The following is a 17,932-nucleotide window of genomic DNA, read 5'->3' as shown; positions in this document are numbered from 1 at the left end:
GCGAGCTTGCGGTTCGGGCTAATGTGGTGCGCATGCGTGTGACGATGCGCGAGGTCGCGGTGCGAGCCGGCGTCTCGGTGAAGACGGTGTCCCGCGTGGTCAACGAGGAGCCCCACATCCGCCCCGAGACCCGCGACCAGGTGCGGGCGGCCATCGCCGAGCTCGGCTGGACCCCGAACGCCTCGGCCCGGACCCTCCGCACCGGACGGACCGGCGTGGTCGGCATCGCCGTCGCCGGGCTGCGCCGCCCCCTCCTCGCCGCGCTCGTGGAGCGCCTCGTCATGGAGCTCGACCGGCACGGCCTCCACGCCGCCGTCGAACCCACCCACGACGACCCCGCGCGCCTCGCCGCCGCGCTCGGACTGCGCGGCCACACCTTCGACGCGCTGCTCGCGGTCGACGCGCCCGACCTCCCCGCCGAGGCCGTGGCCGCCGAGGACGGGCCGGTCGTGCGCGTCGACATCACCCGGCGGCCCGCGACCGAGCCCGCCGTCGACGTGGTGCGCGCCGACCTCGACCAGGCCGTGAACACCGCGCTGCGGCACCTGCGCGTCATGGGCCACCACCGCCCGGTGCTCCTCGGCCCCGGCCCGCTCGCCGAGCCCGGCCAGGCCCTCGCGCGCATCGATCCCGGGCCCGGCGACATCGGCCGCGCCGCGGGTTTCCGGGCCGCGCAGCGCGCGCTCACCGAGCAGCCGGGCGTCGACGCGCTCATCTGCGGCACCGACGAGATCGCCTTGGGAGCGCTCGCCGGGCTCCACGCCGCCGGAGTGGACGTCCCCGGCCGCGTCGCGGTCATCGGCTACGGCAACCTCGACGACGCCCGGTTCAGCACGCCGTCGCTCACCACCATCGACCCCGACCCGATCTCCCTCGCGCACAACGCCATCGACCTGCTCACCGCCCGCTTCTCCCAGCCCGGCCGGGCTCCGGAGTCGGTCAGCGTCCCCGTCACGCTCGTGCAGCGCGAGTCGACGTCCCAGGGCGCCCGATGAAGCGCCCGACCCTCGCCGACGTCGCGGCCGTCGCGCGCGTCTCCCCGAAGACCGTCTCGAACGTGCTCCTCGGCCGCCCCTACGCCGCCGAGGCCACCCGCCAGCGCGTGTGGCAGGCCGTCGAGGCCGTCGGCTACCGCGTCAACCGCGCGGGCCGGGCCCTCGCGGGCGGCGGCAGCGGCCGGATCGCGATCGTCGTCCCGAACCTCCACCAGCCCTACTACGCCGAGAACGCCGAGCGGCTGATCCTCGCCCTCGAAGCCGAAGGGCTTACCACGACCTTGCGCATCGCCCCCGACGGCAAGTCGGGACTGCGTGCGGTGCAAGGCGAGACGACCGCCGACGCGGACGGCGTGATCGTTTTCCCGAACTTCCACCCGCACCAGCTGGGGGACCGGGCGCCCGAGCGCCCGGTCATCCAGTTCGGCGGCAACCCCTCGGGGCTCCTCGACACCGTCGTCATGGGCCAGCACGAGGGCTTCGAGGCCGTCACCCGCCACCTCCTCGACACCGGGCGGCGCCGACTCGCTTTGGTGTGGAACGCGACCGAGAGCGGCCTGCCGGACGGCGACCGCTACGAGGGGTTCCTCGCGGGCCTGCGCGAGTACGGCATCGAAGCGGACCCGGCGCTCATGGCCGCAGGCTCGGACTGGGACCGCCGCGCGCCCGGCTTCGAGGCCATGTCAGGCCTGCTCGCCTCCGGCGCGGAGTTCGACGCGGTGGTCTGCATCAACGACGCCGTGGCCGTCGGCGCGCTGCGGGCGCTGCGCATCCGCGGCGTGCGGGTGCCCGACGACGTGGCGCTCACCGGCTTCGACGACACCGACGAGGCCGAGTTCACCGTCCCTCCGCTCACGACGGTGAGCCCCGAGCACCAGGCCATGGTCGACGCGGCCGTGGCGATGCTGGTCGAGCGCCTCGGCGGCGAGTCCGGGCCGCCGCGCATCCGCCGCACCGGCGCGCACCTGGTCCCGCGCGCCTCCTCCGGCGTCCCGCGCTGACCCGCGGCCGAGGCGCCGCCAACGAGTCCGAATCGAGATGGTTCACGTTCACATTTGTTGTTGTCTCGTCATTGACAACGCTGAACCAGATGCATATATTCATGTGGATCTTGGTCGCCGCGACCGCGGCGATCCGCACGAACCCCCAGGCAGCGGCCGCCCCTGCGATCCCGAACGCCGCCTGCGGGGGCCGCCCCGACTCAAGGAGGAGTCTTGCTCCCGAAACCCCACCGCCGCGGCGGTCCCGCCGCCGTCGCCTCCCTCGCCGCAGCGGCCCTGCTGCTGAGCGCCTGCGGCGGCGGAGGCGAGGACGACAACGCGCTCCACATCCTCGTCGTCAAGCACGCCCTCACCGGGCCCATGGCCGACATGGGCTGGGTCGCCGACATCGAGGAGGCCGCGGGCATCCCCGTGGAGTGGGAGGAGGTCTCGGCCGACTGGGACCAGAAGAAGTCCACGATGCTCGCCGCGGGCGACATCCCGGACCTCGTCATCGGCGCCAACGCCGTCACCGACGCCGACATGGTCACCTTCACCGGCCTCTTCGAGGACCTCAGCGACGACATGGACGCGCTTCCCAACGTGCAGGCCATGTTCGACGCCCGCCCCGAGACCGAGCTCATGGCGACCCGCCCCGACGGCGAGGTCTTCTCCATCCCGTCCTACCGCCGCTTCTGGCCCCAGACCTCCACCCGGCAGTACATCAACCAGCAGTGGCTCGACAACCTCGGCCTGGAGCAGCCGACCACCTGGGACGAGCTCCACGAAGTGCTCCTCGCCTTCAAGACCGAGGACGCCAACGGCAACGGCGACCCCGACGACGAGATCCCGATCGACTGGTCCCCGGCGGGCGAGAGCGGCTTCGGCTACTTCCAGCCCTCCGTGTTCCTCGGCAGCCTCGGCCTGCCCATCACCAACGGCGGCGGCTCCGGCTACTTCGTCGAGGACGGCACCGTCGGCAACTTCCTCACCGACCCCCGCTACAAGGAGGTCGTCTCCTTCCTGCACGACCTCTACGCCGACGGCCTCGTCAGCGCCGACGTCATGACCCAGGACTACTCCGCGTACCAGTCCGTGGGCCGCGGCGACGGCGACACCGCGAAGGTCGGCTTCTCGTGGGGCTGGACCGCCTCCGACCGCTTCGGCCCGCAGATCGCCGACCAGTACGCGCCGATCGCCCCGCTCGCGGCCGACGCCTCGACCACCGACGTCGCGTGGACCTACGACTCCTACTCCCTCAACTACGGCCTCAACACCATCACCATGTCCGCGCAGAGCACCAAGAAGGACGCCGCGCTCAAGGTGATCGACGCCTTCTACGGCCAGGACCTCTCCCTCCAGGCCCTCTGGGGCGAGTTCGGGCAGAACATCGAGGACGGCGGCAACGGCGTCTACACCGTGCTGCCGCCCGCCGACGAGACCCTCGACCCCTCCTCCTGGAAGTGGACGACCACCCTCGCCGACAACAGCCCCGGCTGGATCCGCGACGACATCGAGGTCACCCTCCCGACCGACATCCAGGAGGCCGTCGAGGACGAGGCGCCGTTCGCCGACGCCCTCGCCGCCATCGACCCGGCCACCGACATCTGGCCCGGCGAGCTCATCAAGATGAACGCCGAGGACTCCAGCCGCCTCTCCCTGCTGCACACCGACATCCTCGGACCGGCCATGCAGCGGTGGGCCACCTGGATCACCGAAGGCGGCGTCGACGCCGAATGGGACGACTACGTCGCCGAACTCGAAGGGCTCGGCCTGACCGAGGCCGTCGAGATCCACCAGCGCTACTACGACGAGTACCTGGCGGCGCAGGGATGACCTCCGCGGCCACCGCCCGGACCGCCGGGGGCCTCGCCCCCCGGCGGGCCCCGGGCCCGGTCCACCGCCTGAAGCGGCACTTCCGCAGGTACTGGCAGCTGTGGGTCATGGTCGCCCCGGCCGTCGCCTTCGTCGCGGTCTTCGCGTACGTGCCGATGTACGGGCTCCAGCTCGCGTTCCGCGAGTTCGACTTCGCCGCGGGGATCACCGGCGGCGACTGGGTGGGCCTCAAGTACTTCCAGCAGTTCTTCGACAGCCCCCAGTTCTGGACCCTGCTGCGCAACACCGTGGTCATCAGCGTCAGCACCCTCGCGGCGGGCTTCATCGCCCCGATCGCGCTGGCGCTCATGGTGAACCAGGTGCTCGGGCGGCGCCGCAAGAAGTTCCTCCAGACCGCGACCTACCTGCCGCACTTCATCTCGATCGTGGTCATCGTCGGCATGCTCCAGGTGTTCCTGTCGCCGACCTCGGGCCTCATCACCCGCGTGGCGGGCCTGTTCGGCGTGGACGACGCGAACTTCCTCGGCAGCGCCAGCGCGTTCGTGCCGGTCTACGTGCTCTCCGAGGTGTGGCAGCACGCCGGGTGGAACAGCATCATCTACCTCGCCGCGCTCTCCAGCGTCGACCCGCAGCTGTACGAGGCCGCGAAGATCGACGGGGCCGGCCGGTTCAGCATCATCCGGCACGTCGACGTGCCCGCGCTGGTGCCCACGATGATCGTGCTGCTCATCCTCAACATGGGGAACGTGCTGAACACGGGCTTCGAGAAGATCTTCCTGATGCAGAACCCGCTCAACCTCGGCGTCTCCGAGGTGATCGCGACCTACGTCTACAAGATCGGCATCCTCTCGAACCAGTTCAGCTACGCGACCGCGATCGGCCTGTTCAACACCCTCATCAACTTCGCGTTCCTTGTGGTGGCCAACCAGATCGCCAAACGCGTCTCCAACACGAGCCTGTGGTGAGCCCGATGCAGCGTCTTCCCGACAAGCAGAGTCCATTCGCGAGCCTCCGCCGCGACACGCCCGGCGACCTCGTCTTCAAGGCCCTCCTGGCCCTGTGCTGCGTCCTGGTGCTGCTCCTGACCCTGTACCCGATCTACTTCGTGGTCATCGCCTCCGTCAGCAGCCCGGACCTGGTCTCGACCGGGCAGGTCTGGCTCTTCCCGCGCGACCTCTCCTGGTTCGGGTACGAGCAGATCCTCGCCGACGACCGCATCTGGAACGGCTACCGCAACACGCTGCTCTACGCCGTCGCCGGGACCGCCCTCAACCTGCTGGTGACCATGCCCGCGGCGTTCACGCTCTCGCGCCGCGAGTTCCGGCCCCGGCGCGTGCTCATGTTCTTCTTCGCGTTCACGATGTTCTTCAGCGGCGGGCTCATCCCGATGTACCTGCTGCTGCGCGACCTGAACCTGCTGGACAACTGGCTGGTGTTCATCCTGCCGTCGGCGGTGAACGTCTTCAACCTCATCATCGCCCGCTCGTTCTTCGAGCACTCGCTGCCCGAGGAGCTGCACGAGGCCGCCTCCATCGACGGCGCGAACTACTTCCAGTTCTTCCTGAAGATCGCCCTCCCGCTGTCGATGCCGATCCTCTCGGTGATCGGCCTGTACTACCTGGTGCAGCACTGGAACGACTTCTTCACGGGCCTGGTGTTCGTACGCGACTACAGCCTCCAGCCGCTCCAGATCGTCCTGCGCGACATCCTCATCTCCAACCAGGCCTTCTCCGGAGGCGCGGGCGGAGCGGGCGGCGCCGGGGCCGGGTCCTACGCGCAGCAGTACGCCGACCAGATCAAGTACGGCGTCATCGTCGTCTCCACCCTGCCGGTGATCGTGCTGTACCCGTTCCTCCAGCGCTACTTCGAGAAGGGCGTCATGATCGGGGCGGTGAAGGGATGAGGCCCGCGTTCCTCGACTGGTACCAGCGCCTCGGCCGGCTCGGCCTGCGGCTGCTGTGCCTGCACCTGCTGTGGCTCGCCTGGACGCTCCGCGGCGGCGTCGTCCTCGGCGTCTTCCCCGCCACGGCCGCCCTCCACGGCGTGCTCCGCGACGACGCCCGCACCGCCATCGCCCACCCCGAGGAGCCACCGGCCCTCGCCGGGCTGCGGGCCCGGTTCGGCGAGCTGTGGAAGCGCGAGTTCGCCGCCGCCAACCGGCTCGGCGCGGTCCTGGCCCTGTGCTGGGCGTTCCTCCTCGTGGACCGGCGCGTGGTCGAACACCTCGACCTCGGCGCGGCCGGGCCGCTCCTCGCGGGCGGGCTCACCGTCGCCGGGGTCGTCCTCGGCGTCGTCACGGTCCTGGTGTGGCCCTTGCAGTCCCACTTCGAGGAGGGGGCCGGGGCGCTGCTGCGCCGGGCCCTGGTGCTCACGGCGGGGCGACCGGCCACCGCGGCCCTCGCGGGCGCGGGCGTCGGCGTCCTGCTCTGCGCCTACTACCTGGTGCCCGGCCTGATCCCGGTGTTCGGCCTCGCCGCGCCCGCGGCGCTGGCGACCGCGGTGCTGTGGCGGTCGGGGGTGCTCGCGCCCCGCGCGCTCGTCAGCGCCTGAACTCGGCCCGCAGTTCCGCGAGCTTCTCCGCTGCGAACCGCATCCCGTCGGGGAACCGGTCGGCCGGGTCCCAGCGCCACGCGGTGATCATGGCGAGCATGAGGATGCGGCACTCGCGCAGCAGGTCGCGGTCGGCGCCCCGGTAGTGCTCGGCGACCGCGTCGGGCGCGTGGGCCAGGTCGAACTCGACGGGGCCGCGGCAGCACGTCTCGAAGTCGATGAACCGCGGACCCAGACGGGTGGCGAGCAGGTTGCCCGGGTGCGGCTCGCCGTGCAGGTGCTGCTCGTTCCCGCGCGCTGCAATGTGGCGGCCCAGGTCCAGCGCCTCGACGAGCACTGCCCGGTCTTTCTCCGGGAGTCCGGGACTGACGTCGCGGTCCGCCACGATCGTGAGCGCTTCGGCCACCCGGTCGGTGAAATGCGGGGCCGGGACGTCGAGGCCGCGCATCCCGGCGTGGAGCCGTCCGAGCGCGGCGGCGTACTCGGCCGGAGGGACCTCCGGGGCCGCGGGCTCGTAGTAGGTCCAGAACGCGACCGTGAAGCCGTCGCGCTCGACAACGCGCGCCGGAACTCGCGGGTCGGGGACCGCGACGGGCGCGCCCGCAGCGGCGAGCTTCCCGGCCACATCCAGTTCGAACTGCGCGACCTGCTCGTCCACCGGCGCGACTCGCGCGAGCGCGTCGCAGGGCCGCAGCCGCACCGCGTACTTGTTCGACTCATGGAGCACGACCGCTTCCGCGGCGTCGAGTCCGACTGACACGGCCACCGCCTGAGCCGCCGCAATTGCCCTTGCCGCCCGCGATTCCGTCATCCGCGCCCCTCTCTCGCAGCGAGTCGGGAGCCTATCAAAGAGCCAGGTATTGACCCAAATGAATTGTTCCCGGTAACATTCGGTGCTATCGACGTCCGCGGATGTCGTCATACCCGGCTCCGACGACATCCGCTCCTGCGCCGAATCGATAGGCTGGGGGTATCGCGCCGTACTCGGCGCGATACCCCGGCTGGTGCGAAGGACGGACCCGATGGAGACCATCCCCTTGGAGGGCGCGCGTGGCGAACACGAGTGCTGACAAGCCGAACATCCGGCAGGTCGCGCGCCTCGCCGGGGTCTCCCACATGACCGTGTCGCGGGTCCTCAACAACTACCCGCACATCAAGGACGCGACCAGGCGCCGCGTCCTGGAGGTCATCGAGGAGCTCGACTACCGGCCCAACATGGCCGCGCGCGCACTCGCGACCCAGAAGAGCCAGCGGATCGGCGTCATCGTGGAGAGCGCCGTCGAGTACGGCCCGACGAGCACGCTCCGCGCCCTGGAGTCCACGGCCCGCGCCGCCGGGTACGCGGTCAGCTCGATCTCCCTCGGCGACGGCGACGGCATCTCCCCGCAGGAGGCCGTCGACAACCTCACCACCCAGGGTGTCGACGCGCTCTGCGTCATCGCGCCCCGCTCGTCCTCGATCGCGGCCCTGCGCAAGATCTCCATCGGCGTCCCCGTCCTCGTCGTCAAGCCCGACCGCGACCCGACCTTCCTCACCGTCTCGCTCGACCAGCAGGAGGGGACCACGCTCGCCGTCGACCACCTCGTCTCCCTCGGGCACCGCGACATCCTGCACCTCGCCGGGCCCCTCGACTGGCTCGACGCGCGGGCCCGCGAGCGCGCGTTCCACGCCCGGGCCAAGGCCTGGGGCGTGCGCGAGCGCCCGATCGTGGTCGGCGACTGGAGCGCCGACTTCGCGTACGACTTCGCCAGGGGCATACGGGAAGTGCCGGACTACACGGCCGTGTTCGTGGCGAACGACGACATGGCGGTGGGCCTCGTCCACGGCCTGTCCGAGCGCGGCATCTCCGTGCCGGGGGAGCTGAGCGTCGTCGGCTTCGACGACGTGCCGCTGGCCGCGCACGTGCTGCCGCCGCTGACCACGGTGCGGCAGAACTTCCGCGCGCTCGGCACCGCGATCGTGGACCTGCTGCGCGCCGCCGTCGAGGAGCGCGAGATCCCGCGCGTGACACGGATTCCCGCGGAACTGCTGGTGCGGTCCTCGACCGCCGCGCCCCGGGGGGCCGAGCGATGAACGACATCCAGCCGGTGGTGGAGATGACGGGCATCACCGTCGAGTTCTCCGGGGTGCGCGTGCTCGACGACGTCGACCTGGCGCTGTATCCCGGGGAAGTCCACGCGCTCATGGGGGAGAACGGCGCCGGGAAGTCGACGCTCATCGGCGCGCTCACCGGGACGCTCCCGATCCTGGAGGGCGAGGTGCGCATCGAGGGCGAGGAGCGGATGCCGATCGGCGTCGCCCGCAGCCGCGCCGAGGGCATCGCGACGGTGTTCCAGGAGACGCACCTGAGCCCGCACCTGACGGTGGCCGAGAACGTCATGATCGGCAACGAGGTGCGCGGCGCGTTCGGCATCGACTGGAAGGCCAACCGCGCCCGCGCGGCCGAGGTGCTCGCGCTGCTGGGCCTGAACGACCTCGACCCGCGCATGCCCTTGTCCGCGTTGACGCCTGCGGTGAAGCAGCTCGTGGCCGTGGCGCGGGCCCTCGTGGTGGAGCCGCGCGTGCTCGTCCTGGACGAGCCGACGTCGAGCCTCGACGCGTCCGAGGTGCGCACGCTGCTGCGCGTCGTGCGCGGCCTGCGCGACCGCGGCGTGGCGATCCTGTTCGTCTCGCACTTCATCGAGCAGGTCTTCGAGGTCGCCGACCGGATGACCGTGCTGCGGGAAGGGCGCCTGGTGGGGGAGTACCTGGCCGCCGAACTCGACCGCTCCGACCTCATCTCGAAGATGCTCGGCGAGGACATCGAGGCGCTCAAGGCGCTGCGCTCGGAACGCCTGGCGCACCACTACTCCGCCTCGGGCAAGCCGACGCTGCGCGCCTCGGCGCTGGGCAGGCGCGGCACCCTCGATCCGACGGACATCGAGCTGTCGCGCGGCGAGGTCGTCGGCTTCGCGGGGCTGCACGGCTCGGGCCGGACCGAGCTCGCGCGCCTCATGGGCGGCGCGGAGCGCGCCGACTCCGGGGAGATCTGGGTCGACGGCGTCCGCGTGCAGCTCCGCAGCCCCGGCGCGGCCCTGCACCAGCGCATCGCCCTGTCCACTGAAGACCTCAGAGGCGAGGGCATCATCGCCGGGCTCACGGCCCGCGAGAACATCGTGCTCGCCCTCCAGGCGATGCGCGGCTGGTCGCGGCCCCTGTCGCGGGGCGAGCAGGGCGCGCTCATCGAGACGTACCTCGAAGCGCTGCACCTGTCCCCGAGCGACATCGACCGGCCCGTCGAAGAGCTGTCGGGCGGCACGCAGCAGAAGATCCTGCTCGCGCGCCTCCTCGCCACCCGACCGCACGTGCTCATTCTCGACGAGCCCACGCGCGGCGTCGACATCGGCGCGAAGCTCGACATCCAGCGGCGCGTGGCCCAGCTCGCGGGCGAGGGCGTGGCCGTCGTCTTCATCTCCTCGCAGCTCGAAGAGGTGGTGCGCCTGAGCGACCGGATCGTGGTCCTCAAGGACCGCGAGAAGATCGGGGAGCTGAGCAACGGCCCCGGCGTCACCGTCGACACGATCGTGGAGATGATCGCGGCGGACCTCGACGGCGATCTGGACGGCGAGCCGGAGGAATAGAGGAATCGATGGGTCACGATTGTGACACGACTCTTGTGCTCCCGATTTTGTTCCCGGTAACATAAATCGCGCGGCGCAACCCCTGCGTCACTGCAACGGCAGCGGATCCCCGGATCCGGTCCGCCGGACCCCTCAGCGTCCGGCATCTCAAGGAGGAGAACATGTCTGCAAAGCAGCGCATCGTCCAGGTGCTCGGAGCGGCGACCGCCGGCGCCCTCGCGCTCGGCCTCACCGCCTGCGGCGGCGGGGACGGGGGCGACGACGACGGCCTGACCACCGTGGGCTTCGTCGCGGTCGGCCCGGAAGGCGCCTGGCGCGAGGCCAACGAGACCAACATCCAGGAGACGTTCACCGAGGACGCGGGCTACGAGCTCAAGTACGCCCCGGCCACCAACCTGGACCAGAAGTCGCAGATCGACGCGTTCACGTCGTTCGTCGACGAAGGCGTGGACGTCATCCTGCTGTCGGCCACCGAGGCCACCGGCTGGGAGGACTCGCTCAAGCGCGCGCAGGAGGCGGAGATCCCGGTGATCCTCCTCGACCGCGGCATCGAGCCCGACGACACCGACCTCTACGTCACCCGCATCGCCCCCGACAACATCGCGGTCTCCACGGCCGTCGCCGACTGGGCCGTCTCCGCGTTCCCCGACGGCGCCAACTACTTCGTGCTCGAAGGCCCCGCGGGCGTCTCGGTCGTGAACGAGCGCAACGAGGGCTTCGACGCCGTCGCGGGCGGCCAGGCGAACCTCGTCAAGGTCGGCGCGCAGACCGCGAACTGGTCCACTGAAGAGGCCAAGAGCGTCGTCGAGACCGTCCTGAAGTCCAACGACAACGACGTGCAGTTCATCTTCGCGCAGAACGACGAGATGGGCCTCGGCGCCGTGCAGGCCGTCCAGGAGGCGGGCCTCACCCCCGGCACCGACGTCAAGATCGCCACGATCGACGGCACCAAGAACGCCCTCGAATCCCTCGCGGCCGGCGAACTGAGCTTCGTCGCCGAGTACAACCCGCTGTTCGGCGAGACCGCCCTCGAAGTGGTCGAGCAGGTCCTGAACGGCGACGACGTCGAGTCGAGCATCGTCGTGCCCAGCGCGACCTTCGACTCGCCCGAGGCGGCCGAGGCCGCGCTCCCCGACCGCAAGTTCTAGTCCCAGGAGCAGCAGTCAAGATCGGTGCGGGGCCCTCCGGGGCCCCGCACCCCAGGCCACCCCGCGGCGCCGCCGCGGCGACAGGATGTGGAGCAGGCGATGCCAGAATCGCTTCCGATCGTCGAGATGGTCGGCATCTCGATCGCGTTCCCGGGCGTGAAGGCGCTCGACGAGGTCGGGCTGCGGCTCTACCCCGGCGAGGTCCACGCGCTCATGGGCGAGAACGGGGCCGGGAAGTCGACGCTCATCAAGGCGCTCACCGGCGTCTACAAGATCGACGAGGGCGAGATCCGCATCGCGGGCGAGCCGCGGCGCCTCGGCGGCACCGCCGACGCGCAGAGCGCGGGCATCTCCACGGTCTACCAGGAGGTCAACCTCTGCGCGAACCTCACCATCGGCGAGAACGTCATGCTCGGCCACGAGGTGCGCGGCCCCGCGGGGATCAACTGGCGGGCCACCAACAAGGCCGCCGCGAAGACCCTCGCGAAGCTCGGGCTCGGCCACCTCAACCCCAAGCAGTCGCTCGCCGCGCTGCCGCTCGCGCTCCAGCAGCTCGTCGCGATCAGCCGCTCGATGGTGCTGCAGTGCAAGGTCCTCATCCTCGACGAGCCGACCTCCAGCCTCGACGCCAACGAGGTCGAGCAGCTGTTCGCCGTCGTGCGCAACCTCCGCGACCAGGGCGTCGCCATCCTCTTCGTGTCGCACTTCCTCGACCAGGTCTACGCGATCTCGGACCGCCTCACGGTCCTGCGCAACGGCCGCTTCGAAGGCGAGTACCGCACGGAGGAACTCGACCGGGCGCAGCTCATCGCGAAGATGATCGGCCGCGACCTCGCGACGCTCAAGTCCCTCGACGCGAAGGAGTCCCGCCGCGTCCGCGGCGACGAGGCCCCGCTCTACGCCGCCAAGGGCATCGGCCGCAAGGGCGCCATCGACCCGGTCGACGTCGAGCTCCACCGCGGCGAGGTCGTCGGCCTCGCGGGCCTCCTCGGCTCCGGGCGCACCGAGCTCGCCCGCCTCATCTACGGCGCCGACAGGCCCGACACCGGCGACGTCGCCGTCGACGGCGAGAAGGCCGAGATCACCACGCCCGCGAAGGCGCTCGCGAAGCACATCGCGTTCTCCAGCGAGAACCGCCGCGACGAGGGCATCGTGCGCGACCTCTCCGTGCGCGAGAACCTCGTCCTCGCCGTCCAGGCCCGCCGCGGCTGGGCCCGCCCGCTCACCCGCCGCGAGCAGGACGCCGTCGTCGCCAAGTACATGGACGCCCTCGGCGTCCGCCCCGCCGACCCCGAGCGGCCCGTGCGCCTGCTCTCCGGCGGCAACCAGCAGAAGGTCCTCCTCGGCCGCTGGCTCGCCACGGAACCCGACCTCCTCATCCTCGACGAGCCCACGCGCGGCATCGACGTCGGCGCGAAGGCCGAGATCCAGGAGTACGTCGCCGACCTCGCCGACGAGGGCCTCGCCGTCCTGTTCATCTCCTCCGAGATCGAGGAGGTCGTCAGGCAGAGCGACCGCATCATCGTCCTCAAGGACCACCGCAAGATCGCCGAACTCGAAGGCGGACCCGGCGTGTCCGCCGATTCCATCGTCACCGTCATCGCCGAGGACGGCCTCGGCGACCCGAATGCGGACGCCGCCGTCCGCGAGGAGGCCACCACATGAGCGCGCACGCGCACGGCCCGGCCGAGGCACTCAAGGCCCTCGTCCGGCGCCAGTACTTCTGGGGCATCGTGGCCATCGCGCTGCTGCTCCTCGTCAACCTCGTCAAGGACCCCGGCTACCTCGCCGTGTCCATCGGCTCCTCGGGCAACCTCGTCGGCAACGTCATCGACATCCTCCGCGCCGCCGCGCCCGTCATCCTCATCGCCGTCGGCATGTGCCTCGTCGTCGCCACCGGCGGCATCGACCTCTCCGTCGGCTCGGTCATGGTCGTCGCCGGCGCCGTCTCCATGGAGTTCCTCTCCGGCGCGCCCGACACGCCCGGCTCCGGCCTCGCCGCCCTCGGCCTCGTCGTCGTCGTGAGCGCCGCCCTCGGCGCCGTCAACGGCGTCCTCGTCTCCGTCGTCGGCCTCCAGCCGTTCATCTCGACGCTCGTCATCATGCTCGCCGGACGCGGCCTCGCCAAGGTCATCACCGGCGGCCAGAACACCGCCGCCACCAACGAGACGTTCCGGTGGATCGCCAACGGCTACGTCCTCGGCCTGCCCGTCGTGTTCCTCCTCGCCCTGCTCCTCGCCGTCGCCATGGGACTCCTGGTGCGCCGCAGCGCCCTCGGCCTCATGCTCGAAGCGATCGGCATGGACCCCAAGGCCGCCCGCCTCGCGGGCGTCAACCGCCGCGCGCTCCTGTTCACCGTCTACATCCTCGGCGGCGTCCTCGCCGGCTTCGCGGGCGTGTTCGCCACGGCCAGCGTCATGACCGTCGACGTCTCCCGCACCGGCTACCAGCTCGAACTCGACGCGATCCTCGCCGTCGTCATCGGCGGCACCTCCCTCGCGGGCGGCAAGTTCAACATCACCGGGGCCGTCGTCGGCGCGATCCTCATCGCCACCCTCGACAAGACCGTCGTCTTCCTCGGCGTCTCCTCGTCCGCCACGCCCGCCTTCAAAGCCGTCGTCATCGTCGTGCTCTGCCTCCTCCAGTCGGAGCGGGTGCGGCGCGCGTTCCGCCAGCGCCGCGCGGCCGCCGCCCGCACGCCCGAGCGAGAGGCCCTCGCCGCATGAGCACCCTGACCCAGGCCCCCGCGGAGCCCACCGGCGTCCGCGCGCTCGCCAAGCGCCTGTCCCTGCACCTCGACACGCTGCCCACCGCGGCCGCCGTCGTCATCTTCATCGGCATGATCGTCTACGGCGAGGCCGCGTACGGGCGGATCGTCCAGTTCAACACCCTGTCGAACCTGCTCATCAACAACGCCCACCTCATCATCCTCACCGTCGGGCTCACCTTCGTGATCCTCACCGGCGGCATCGACCTCTCCGTCGGCGCGGTCATCGCCTTCAGCAGCGTCGCGGGCGTCATGCTCATGAACGCGGGCTGGAACCCCTGGATCGCCATGCTCGTCATGGTCCTCATCGGCACCGCCTTCGGCGCGGCCTCCGGCATCCTCATCCAGTACTTCCACGTCCAGCCGTTCATCGCCACCCTCGCGATGATGTTCCTGGGCCGCGGCCTCGCCTCGATCCTCAGCACCGTCCCCGAACGCCTCGCCGACGACTCGCCCGTGCGCGAACTCGGCACCCAGATCAAGGTCTACGACGGCCCCAAGGTCAACGACATCGCCATCACCCCCGGCGTCATCATCGCCGCCGTCGTCGTCCTCGCCGCGTTCTTCGTCCTCCACCGCACCCGCACCGGCCGGACCGTCTACGCCATCGGCGGCTCCGAGCAGTCCGCGCAGCTCATGGGCCTCCCCGTGGCCGCCACCAAGATGTGGGTCTACATCATCAGCGGCACCCTCGCCGGGCTCGCCGCCGTCGTCTACACCGCCCGACTCGGCAGCGCCCAGAACATCACCGGCATCGGCTGGGAGCTCGACGCCATCGCCGCGGCCGTCATCGGCGGCACCCTGCTCACCGGCGGCGCCGGGTTCGTCCTCGGCTCGGTCGTCGGCGCGCTCGTCCTCGGCCTCATGAACGTCCTCATCACCCGCGACGGCAGCATCCCGCCCGAAGCGACCACCATCATCACGGGGGGCATCCTCCTCGTCTTCGTCCTCCTCCAGCGCGCCGTCCTCGCCAGACGACGCGAATAGGCGCCGCAGGCGCCCCGCGCACCGGATTCGCGAGGCGCCTGCGGCGACCACCCCTCCTCTCCTTCCCATCGCACCGCCCATCTCAACGACGAGAGGCAGCCCCTTGCACCCGCGATTCGCTTCCGCCTGCGCCACCGCCGCGCTGGCCCTGGGCCTGGCCGTCACGGCCGCCCCGGCCAGCGCCGCCGACGAGGCGCTCCTGCTCCACTACTCCTTCGACGCCGCGCCCGCCGACGGCGTCACCGTCGCCGACGAGTCGGGCAACGGCAACGACGGCCTGGTCCGCGGGACCGGCGCGGTCTTCACCGGCGGCGTCCTCTCGCTCCCCGGCGGCTCGGCCTCCAGTTCCGCCGCGTACGTGGAGATCCCGACCGCCGACCTCGTCGGCCGCCAGGACCTCACGATCTCCGCGTGGGTCGCCGACCGCTCCGGCGCCGCCAATGTCGCGGCCGCCTTCATCGGCGCCCCCGTCGCGTCGGGCGCGTCCTTCTCGGACGGCTACTGGCTCCTCAACCCCGCCAACCCGAGCGGCTACGTCAAGTCCGTCGTCACGAACAGCGTGAACGCCTCCGCGCCGTGGAGCACCGAGATCGGCGCCGGCGCAACGGGAACGCCGACCGCGGGCGTGCGGACCCCGGCCGGGGCCGCGCTGTACACCACCGTCATCGACGGCACGGACGGCACGCTCACGCTGTACGTCAACGGCGTGAAGACCGCCGAGCACGCGATCGCCCGCGACGTCGCCGACTTCGGCGCGAACCTCGTCGCCTACCTCGGCCGGTCCACCTACCGCGACGCGTACTTCGCGGGCGACTTCGACGACCTCGCCGTCTACGGCTCGGCCCTCGACGCCGACGCGGCGCAGGCGCTCTACAGCGAAGGCGCCCTCGACCGCGCCGTCGCCTCGGTCTCGTTGCAGGCCAGCGCCACCGAGGATTTCGCGCTGCCCACTTCTTCTTACGGTGCGACGATCGATTGGGCCTCCGACGGCGACGCGATCGCGGTCGACGGCGGCACGGCGGTCGTGACGCGGCCCGCTCCCGGTTCCGGCGACGCGACGGTGACCCTGACGGCGACCTTCACCGCCGCAGGCCAGACCCGCACCCGCACGTACACCGTGAGCGTCCCCGAGGACCTGACCGACACCGAGAAGGCCGACGCCGACCTGGCGGCCATCGCGATCCCGTCCGCCGACGACGTGCGCACCAACGTGTCCGTGCCGACCGCGGGCGCCAACGGCGCGGTGATCGAGTGGACCGTCCCTTCCGGTGCGCCCGTGGCGCTCCGCGACGGCGCGGCCGACGGCACGCGGACCCTCGTGGTCGACCGCCCCGCCGCGGGAGAGGACCCGGTGCCGGTGGCGGTCACCGCGACCGCCCGCATCGGCGACGCCGTCCGCACCCGCGACTTCACGCTCACCCTCCAGCCGCTGCCCGCCGCGGGAGCCGAGGAGGAGGCGTACGTCTGGGCGTTCTTCACCGGTGAAGGCGCCGGCGCCGAACGCGTCAGCCTCGCGGCCTCGCGCGGCAACGACGCCCTGAGCTGGAACACCCTCAACGACGGCGAACCGCTGTTCACCTCGACCCAGGGGACGCAGGGCCTGCGCGACCCGTTCATCATCCGCTCCGCGGAAGGCGACCGGTTCTACATGCTCGCCACCGACCTCAAAGTGGACGGCCTCGCGGGCGGCTTCGACACCGCGCAGCGCAGCGGGTCGCTGTACATCGAGGTGTGGGAGTCGAACGACCTTGTCAACTGGTCCGAGCAGCGCCACGTCAAGGTCTCCAGCGACTACGCGGGCAACACCTGGGCGCCCGAGGCGTACTGGGACGAGGAGCTCGACACGTACGTCGTCTACTGGGCCTCGAACCTCTACGACACCACCGACCCCGCGGACCGCACGGCCGTCACCTACAACCGCATGATGTACGCGACGACCGACGACTTCACCACCTTCTCCGAGCCGCAGCCGTGGGTCGACGTCAAGCGCGGCACCGGCCGCGGCACCATCGACGCCACGATCGCGCAGGTGGACGACACGTACTACCGGTTCATCAAGGACGAGGCCTCGATGACCATCCGCCAGGAGCGCTCGGACGACCTGCTCGACACCGTGACCGGTTCGCTGCCGGGCACGACGGGCGCCGCCGACGAGTGGACGCTCGTGAAGGACCAGGTCGCCGCCGGCCTGCCCAACGGCGAGCCGGGCGGCACGTTCACGCAGGGCGAGGGCCCGAGCGTCTTCCCCGCCAACGAAGGCGACGTCAACGGATACGACTGGTACCTCTTCATCGACCAGCCCTCGTACCACGCCGGACCGAACTACTACATCCCGTTCGCCACCGACGACATCGCCGACGGCGACGCGTGGGAGCCCGTGGGCTCGACCCTGCGCGACCGGCTGCCGGAGAACGCCGACGGCGGCAAGCCCCGCCACGGCACGGTCATCCCGGTGACCCGCGCCGAATATGAAGCGGTGCTCGCGGCCTTCGCGCCCGGTCTCGCCGTCACCGGGGCCGCGCCGATCAACGTGACCACGACCGCGGGCACGGCCCCGGTCCTGCCCGGCGCGCACCTCACCAAGGCCGACGGGTCCGTGCAGGACGTGGCGGTCGACTGGGACGCGATCGACCCCGCCCAGTACGCGCAGCCCGGCACGTTCACCGTGGCCGGTACGGCGCAGGACGGCTCGCGCGCGCCCGTCACGGCCCAGGTCACCGTGACCGCGCCGCTCACGCTCGCCGCCTCCGTGCGGTGCGCCGGAGGCAAGGCCGTCGTGGTCGTCACCGCCACGAACACCGGAGACACCACTGTGGACGTGGTGCTCTCCTCCGGCTTCGGCGCCAAGACCCTGACCGGTCTGGCCCCCGGAACCGCCGCGTCGGCCGCGTTCACCACGCGGCAGGCCGCCGTCACCGCCGGAGCCGTCACCGCGACCGCGGGCGGCGCCGCCATCGAAACCGCTTATCCCGCAACGACCTGCGGCTGAGCCCCGCGGCCCGGCCCCCGGCCGGGTCGCGCACGCTCGCCCGGTCCCTTTGACACCGTT

The 17,932-nt window shown here is 71.3% G+C and carries 14 protein-coding genes; 13 read left to right on the top strand and 1 reads right to left on the bottom strand.

Features of this window, described 5'->3' with window-relative positions:
- The first annotated feature begins 32 nt into the window (after positions 1 to 32).
- The 6 genes from B0I28_RS10605 to B0I28_RS10580 all read left to right on the top strand — a co-directional run bounded on the left by B0I28_RS10605 (position 33) and on the right by B0I28_RS10580 (position 6,361).
- On the top strand, positions 33 to 995 hold the full coding sequence (locus B0I28_RS10605; protein WP_219926688.1) for a LacI family DNA-binding transcriptional regulator: 963 nt from the start codon (positions 33 to 35) through the stop codon (positions 993 to 995).
- Positions 992 to 1,996, top strand: a complete 1,005-nt coding sequence (locus B0I28_RS10600; protein WP_106363785.1) for a LacI family DNA-binding transcriptional regulator — start codon at positions 992 to 994, stop codon at positions 1,994 to 1,996. The genes B0I28_RS10605 and B0I28_RS10600 overlap by 4 nt, the downstream gene beginning before the upstream one ends.
- A 213-nt stretch (positions 1,997 to 2,209) precedes the next feature.
- Positions 2,210 to 3,811 (top strand): type 2 periplasmic-binding domain-containing protein, encoded by a 1,602-nt coding sequence (locus B0I28_RS10595; protein ID WP_106363784.1) that lies wholly within the window; start codon positions 2,210 to 2,212, stop codon positions 3,809 to 3,811.
- Entirely contained in the window at positions 3,808 to 4,776 is a 969-nt protein-coding gene (locus B0I28_RS10590; protein ID WP_106363783.1) for an ABC transporter permease, read from the top strand. Before B0I28_RS10595 ends, B0I28_RS10590 begins: the two co-directional genes overlap by 4 nt.
- Positions 4,777 to 4,781: 5 nt before the next feature.
- Positions 4,782 to 5,714 carry a carbohydrate ABC transporter permease gene (locus B0I28_RS10585; protein WP_106363957.1) on the top strand — a complete coding sequence of 311 codons (933 nt, stop codon included), beginning with the start codon at positions 4,782 to 4,784 and terminating at the stop codon, positions 5,712 to 5,714.
- The gene (locus tag B0I28_RS10580) at positions 5,711 to 6,361 is read left to right on the top strand and encodes a YesL family protein (RefSeq protein WP_106363782.1); all 651 of its coding nucleotides are present in this window, start codon (positions 5,711 to 5,713) and stop codon (positions 6,359 to 6,361) included. The genes B0I28_RS10585 and B0I28_RS10580 overlap by 4 nt, the downstream gene beginning before the upstream one ends.
- Here the strand turns inward: B0I28_RS10580 and B0I28_RS10575 are convergent.
- Positions 6,351 to 7,172 carry a phosphotransferase gene (locus B0I28_RS10575; RefSeq protein ID WP_106363781.1) on the bottom strand — a complete coding sequence of 274 codons (822 nt, stop codon included), beginning with the start codon at positions 7,170 to 7,172 and terminating at the stop codon, positions 6,351 to 6,353. The two genes, B0I28_RS10580 and B0I28_RS10575, sit on opposite strands and share 11 nt — an antisense overlap.
- A gap of 239 nt (positions 7,173 to 7,411) precedes the next feature.
- Here B0I28_RS10575 and B0I28_RS10570 point away from each other — a divergent pair, with 239 nt between their 5' ends.
- From B0I28_RS10570 to B0I28_RS10540, 7 genes are all read left to right on the top strand, one after another.
- Positions 7,412 to 8,434, top strand: a complete 1,023-nt coding sequence (locus B0I28_RS10570) for a LacI family DNA-binding transcriptional regulator (protein ID WP_106363780.1) — start codon at positions 7,412 to 7,414, stop codon at positions 8,432 to 8,434.
- On the top strand, positions 8,431 to 9,981 hold the full coding sequence (locus tag B0I28_RS10565) for a sugar ABC transporter ATP-binding protein (RefSeq protein WP_106363779.1): 1,551 nt from the start codon (positions 8,431 to 8,433) through the stop codon (positions 9,979 to 9,981). Before B0I28_RS10570 ends, B0I28_RS10565 begins: the two co-directional genes overlap by 4 nt.
- A 161-nt stretch (positions 9,982 to 10,142) precedes the next feature.
- Entirely contained in the window at positions 10,143 to 11,129 is a 987-nt protein-coding gene (locus tag B0I28_RS10560; RefSeq protein ID WP_106363778.1) for an ABC transporter substrate-binding protein, read from the top strand.
- 99 nt (positions 11,130 to 11,228) lie between these two features.
- Positions 11,229 to 12,794 (top strand): sugar ABC transporter ATP-binding protein, encoded by a 1,566-nt coding sequence (locus B0I28_RS10555; RefSeq protein WP_106363956.1) that lies wholly within the window; start codon positions 11,229 to 11,231, stop codon positions 12,792 to 12,794.
- The gene (locus B0I28_RS10550) at positions 12,791 to 13,855 is read left to right on the top strand and encodes an ABC transporter permease (protein ID WP_106363777.1); all 1,065 of its coding nucleotides are present in this window, start codon (positions 12,791 to 12,793) and stop codon (positions 13,853 to 13,855) included. Before B0I28_RS10555 ends, B0I28_RS10550 begins: the two co-directional genes overlap by 4 nt.
- Positions 13,852 to 14,883: an ABC transporter permease gene (locus B0I28_RS10545; RefSeq protein WP_106363776.1), complete on the top strand. Its 1,032-nt coding sequence runs from the start codon at positions 13,852 to 13,854 to the stop codon at positions 14,881 to 14,883. Before B0I28_RS10550 ends, B0I28_RS10545 begins: the two co-directional genes overlap by 4 nt.
- A 103-nt stretch (positions 14,884 to 14,986) precedes the next feature.
- A complete protein-coding gene (locus B0I28_RS10540) occupies positions 14,987 to 17,872 on the top strand; it encodes an immunoglobulin-like domain-containing protein (RefSeq protein WP_106363775.1) in 2,886 nt (961 codons plus the stop codon).
- Positions 17,873 to 17,932 lie beyond the last annotated feature (60 nt).

The sequence above is a fragment of the Glycomyces artemisiae genome, from assembly GCF_003002955.1.
Taxonomy (GTDB): Bacteria; Actinomycetota; Actinomycetes; order Mycobacteriales; family Micromonosporaceae; genus Glycomyces; species Glycomyces artemisiae.
Note: the sequence above shows the minus strand (reverse complement) of the source record. Positions and strands in the feature narration are given on the sequence as shown.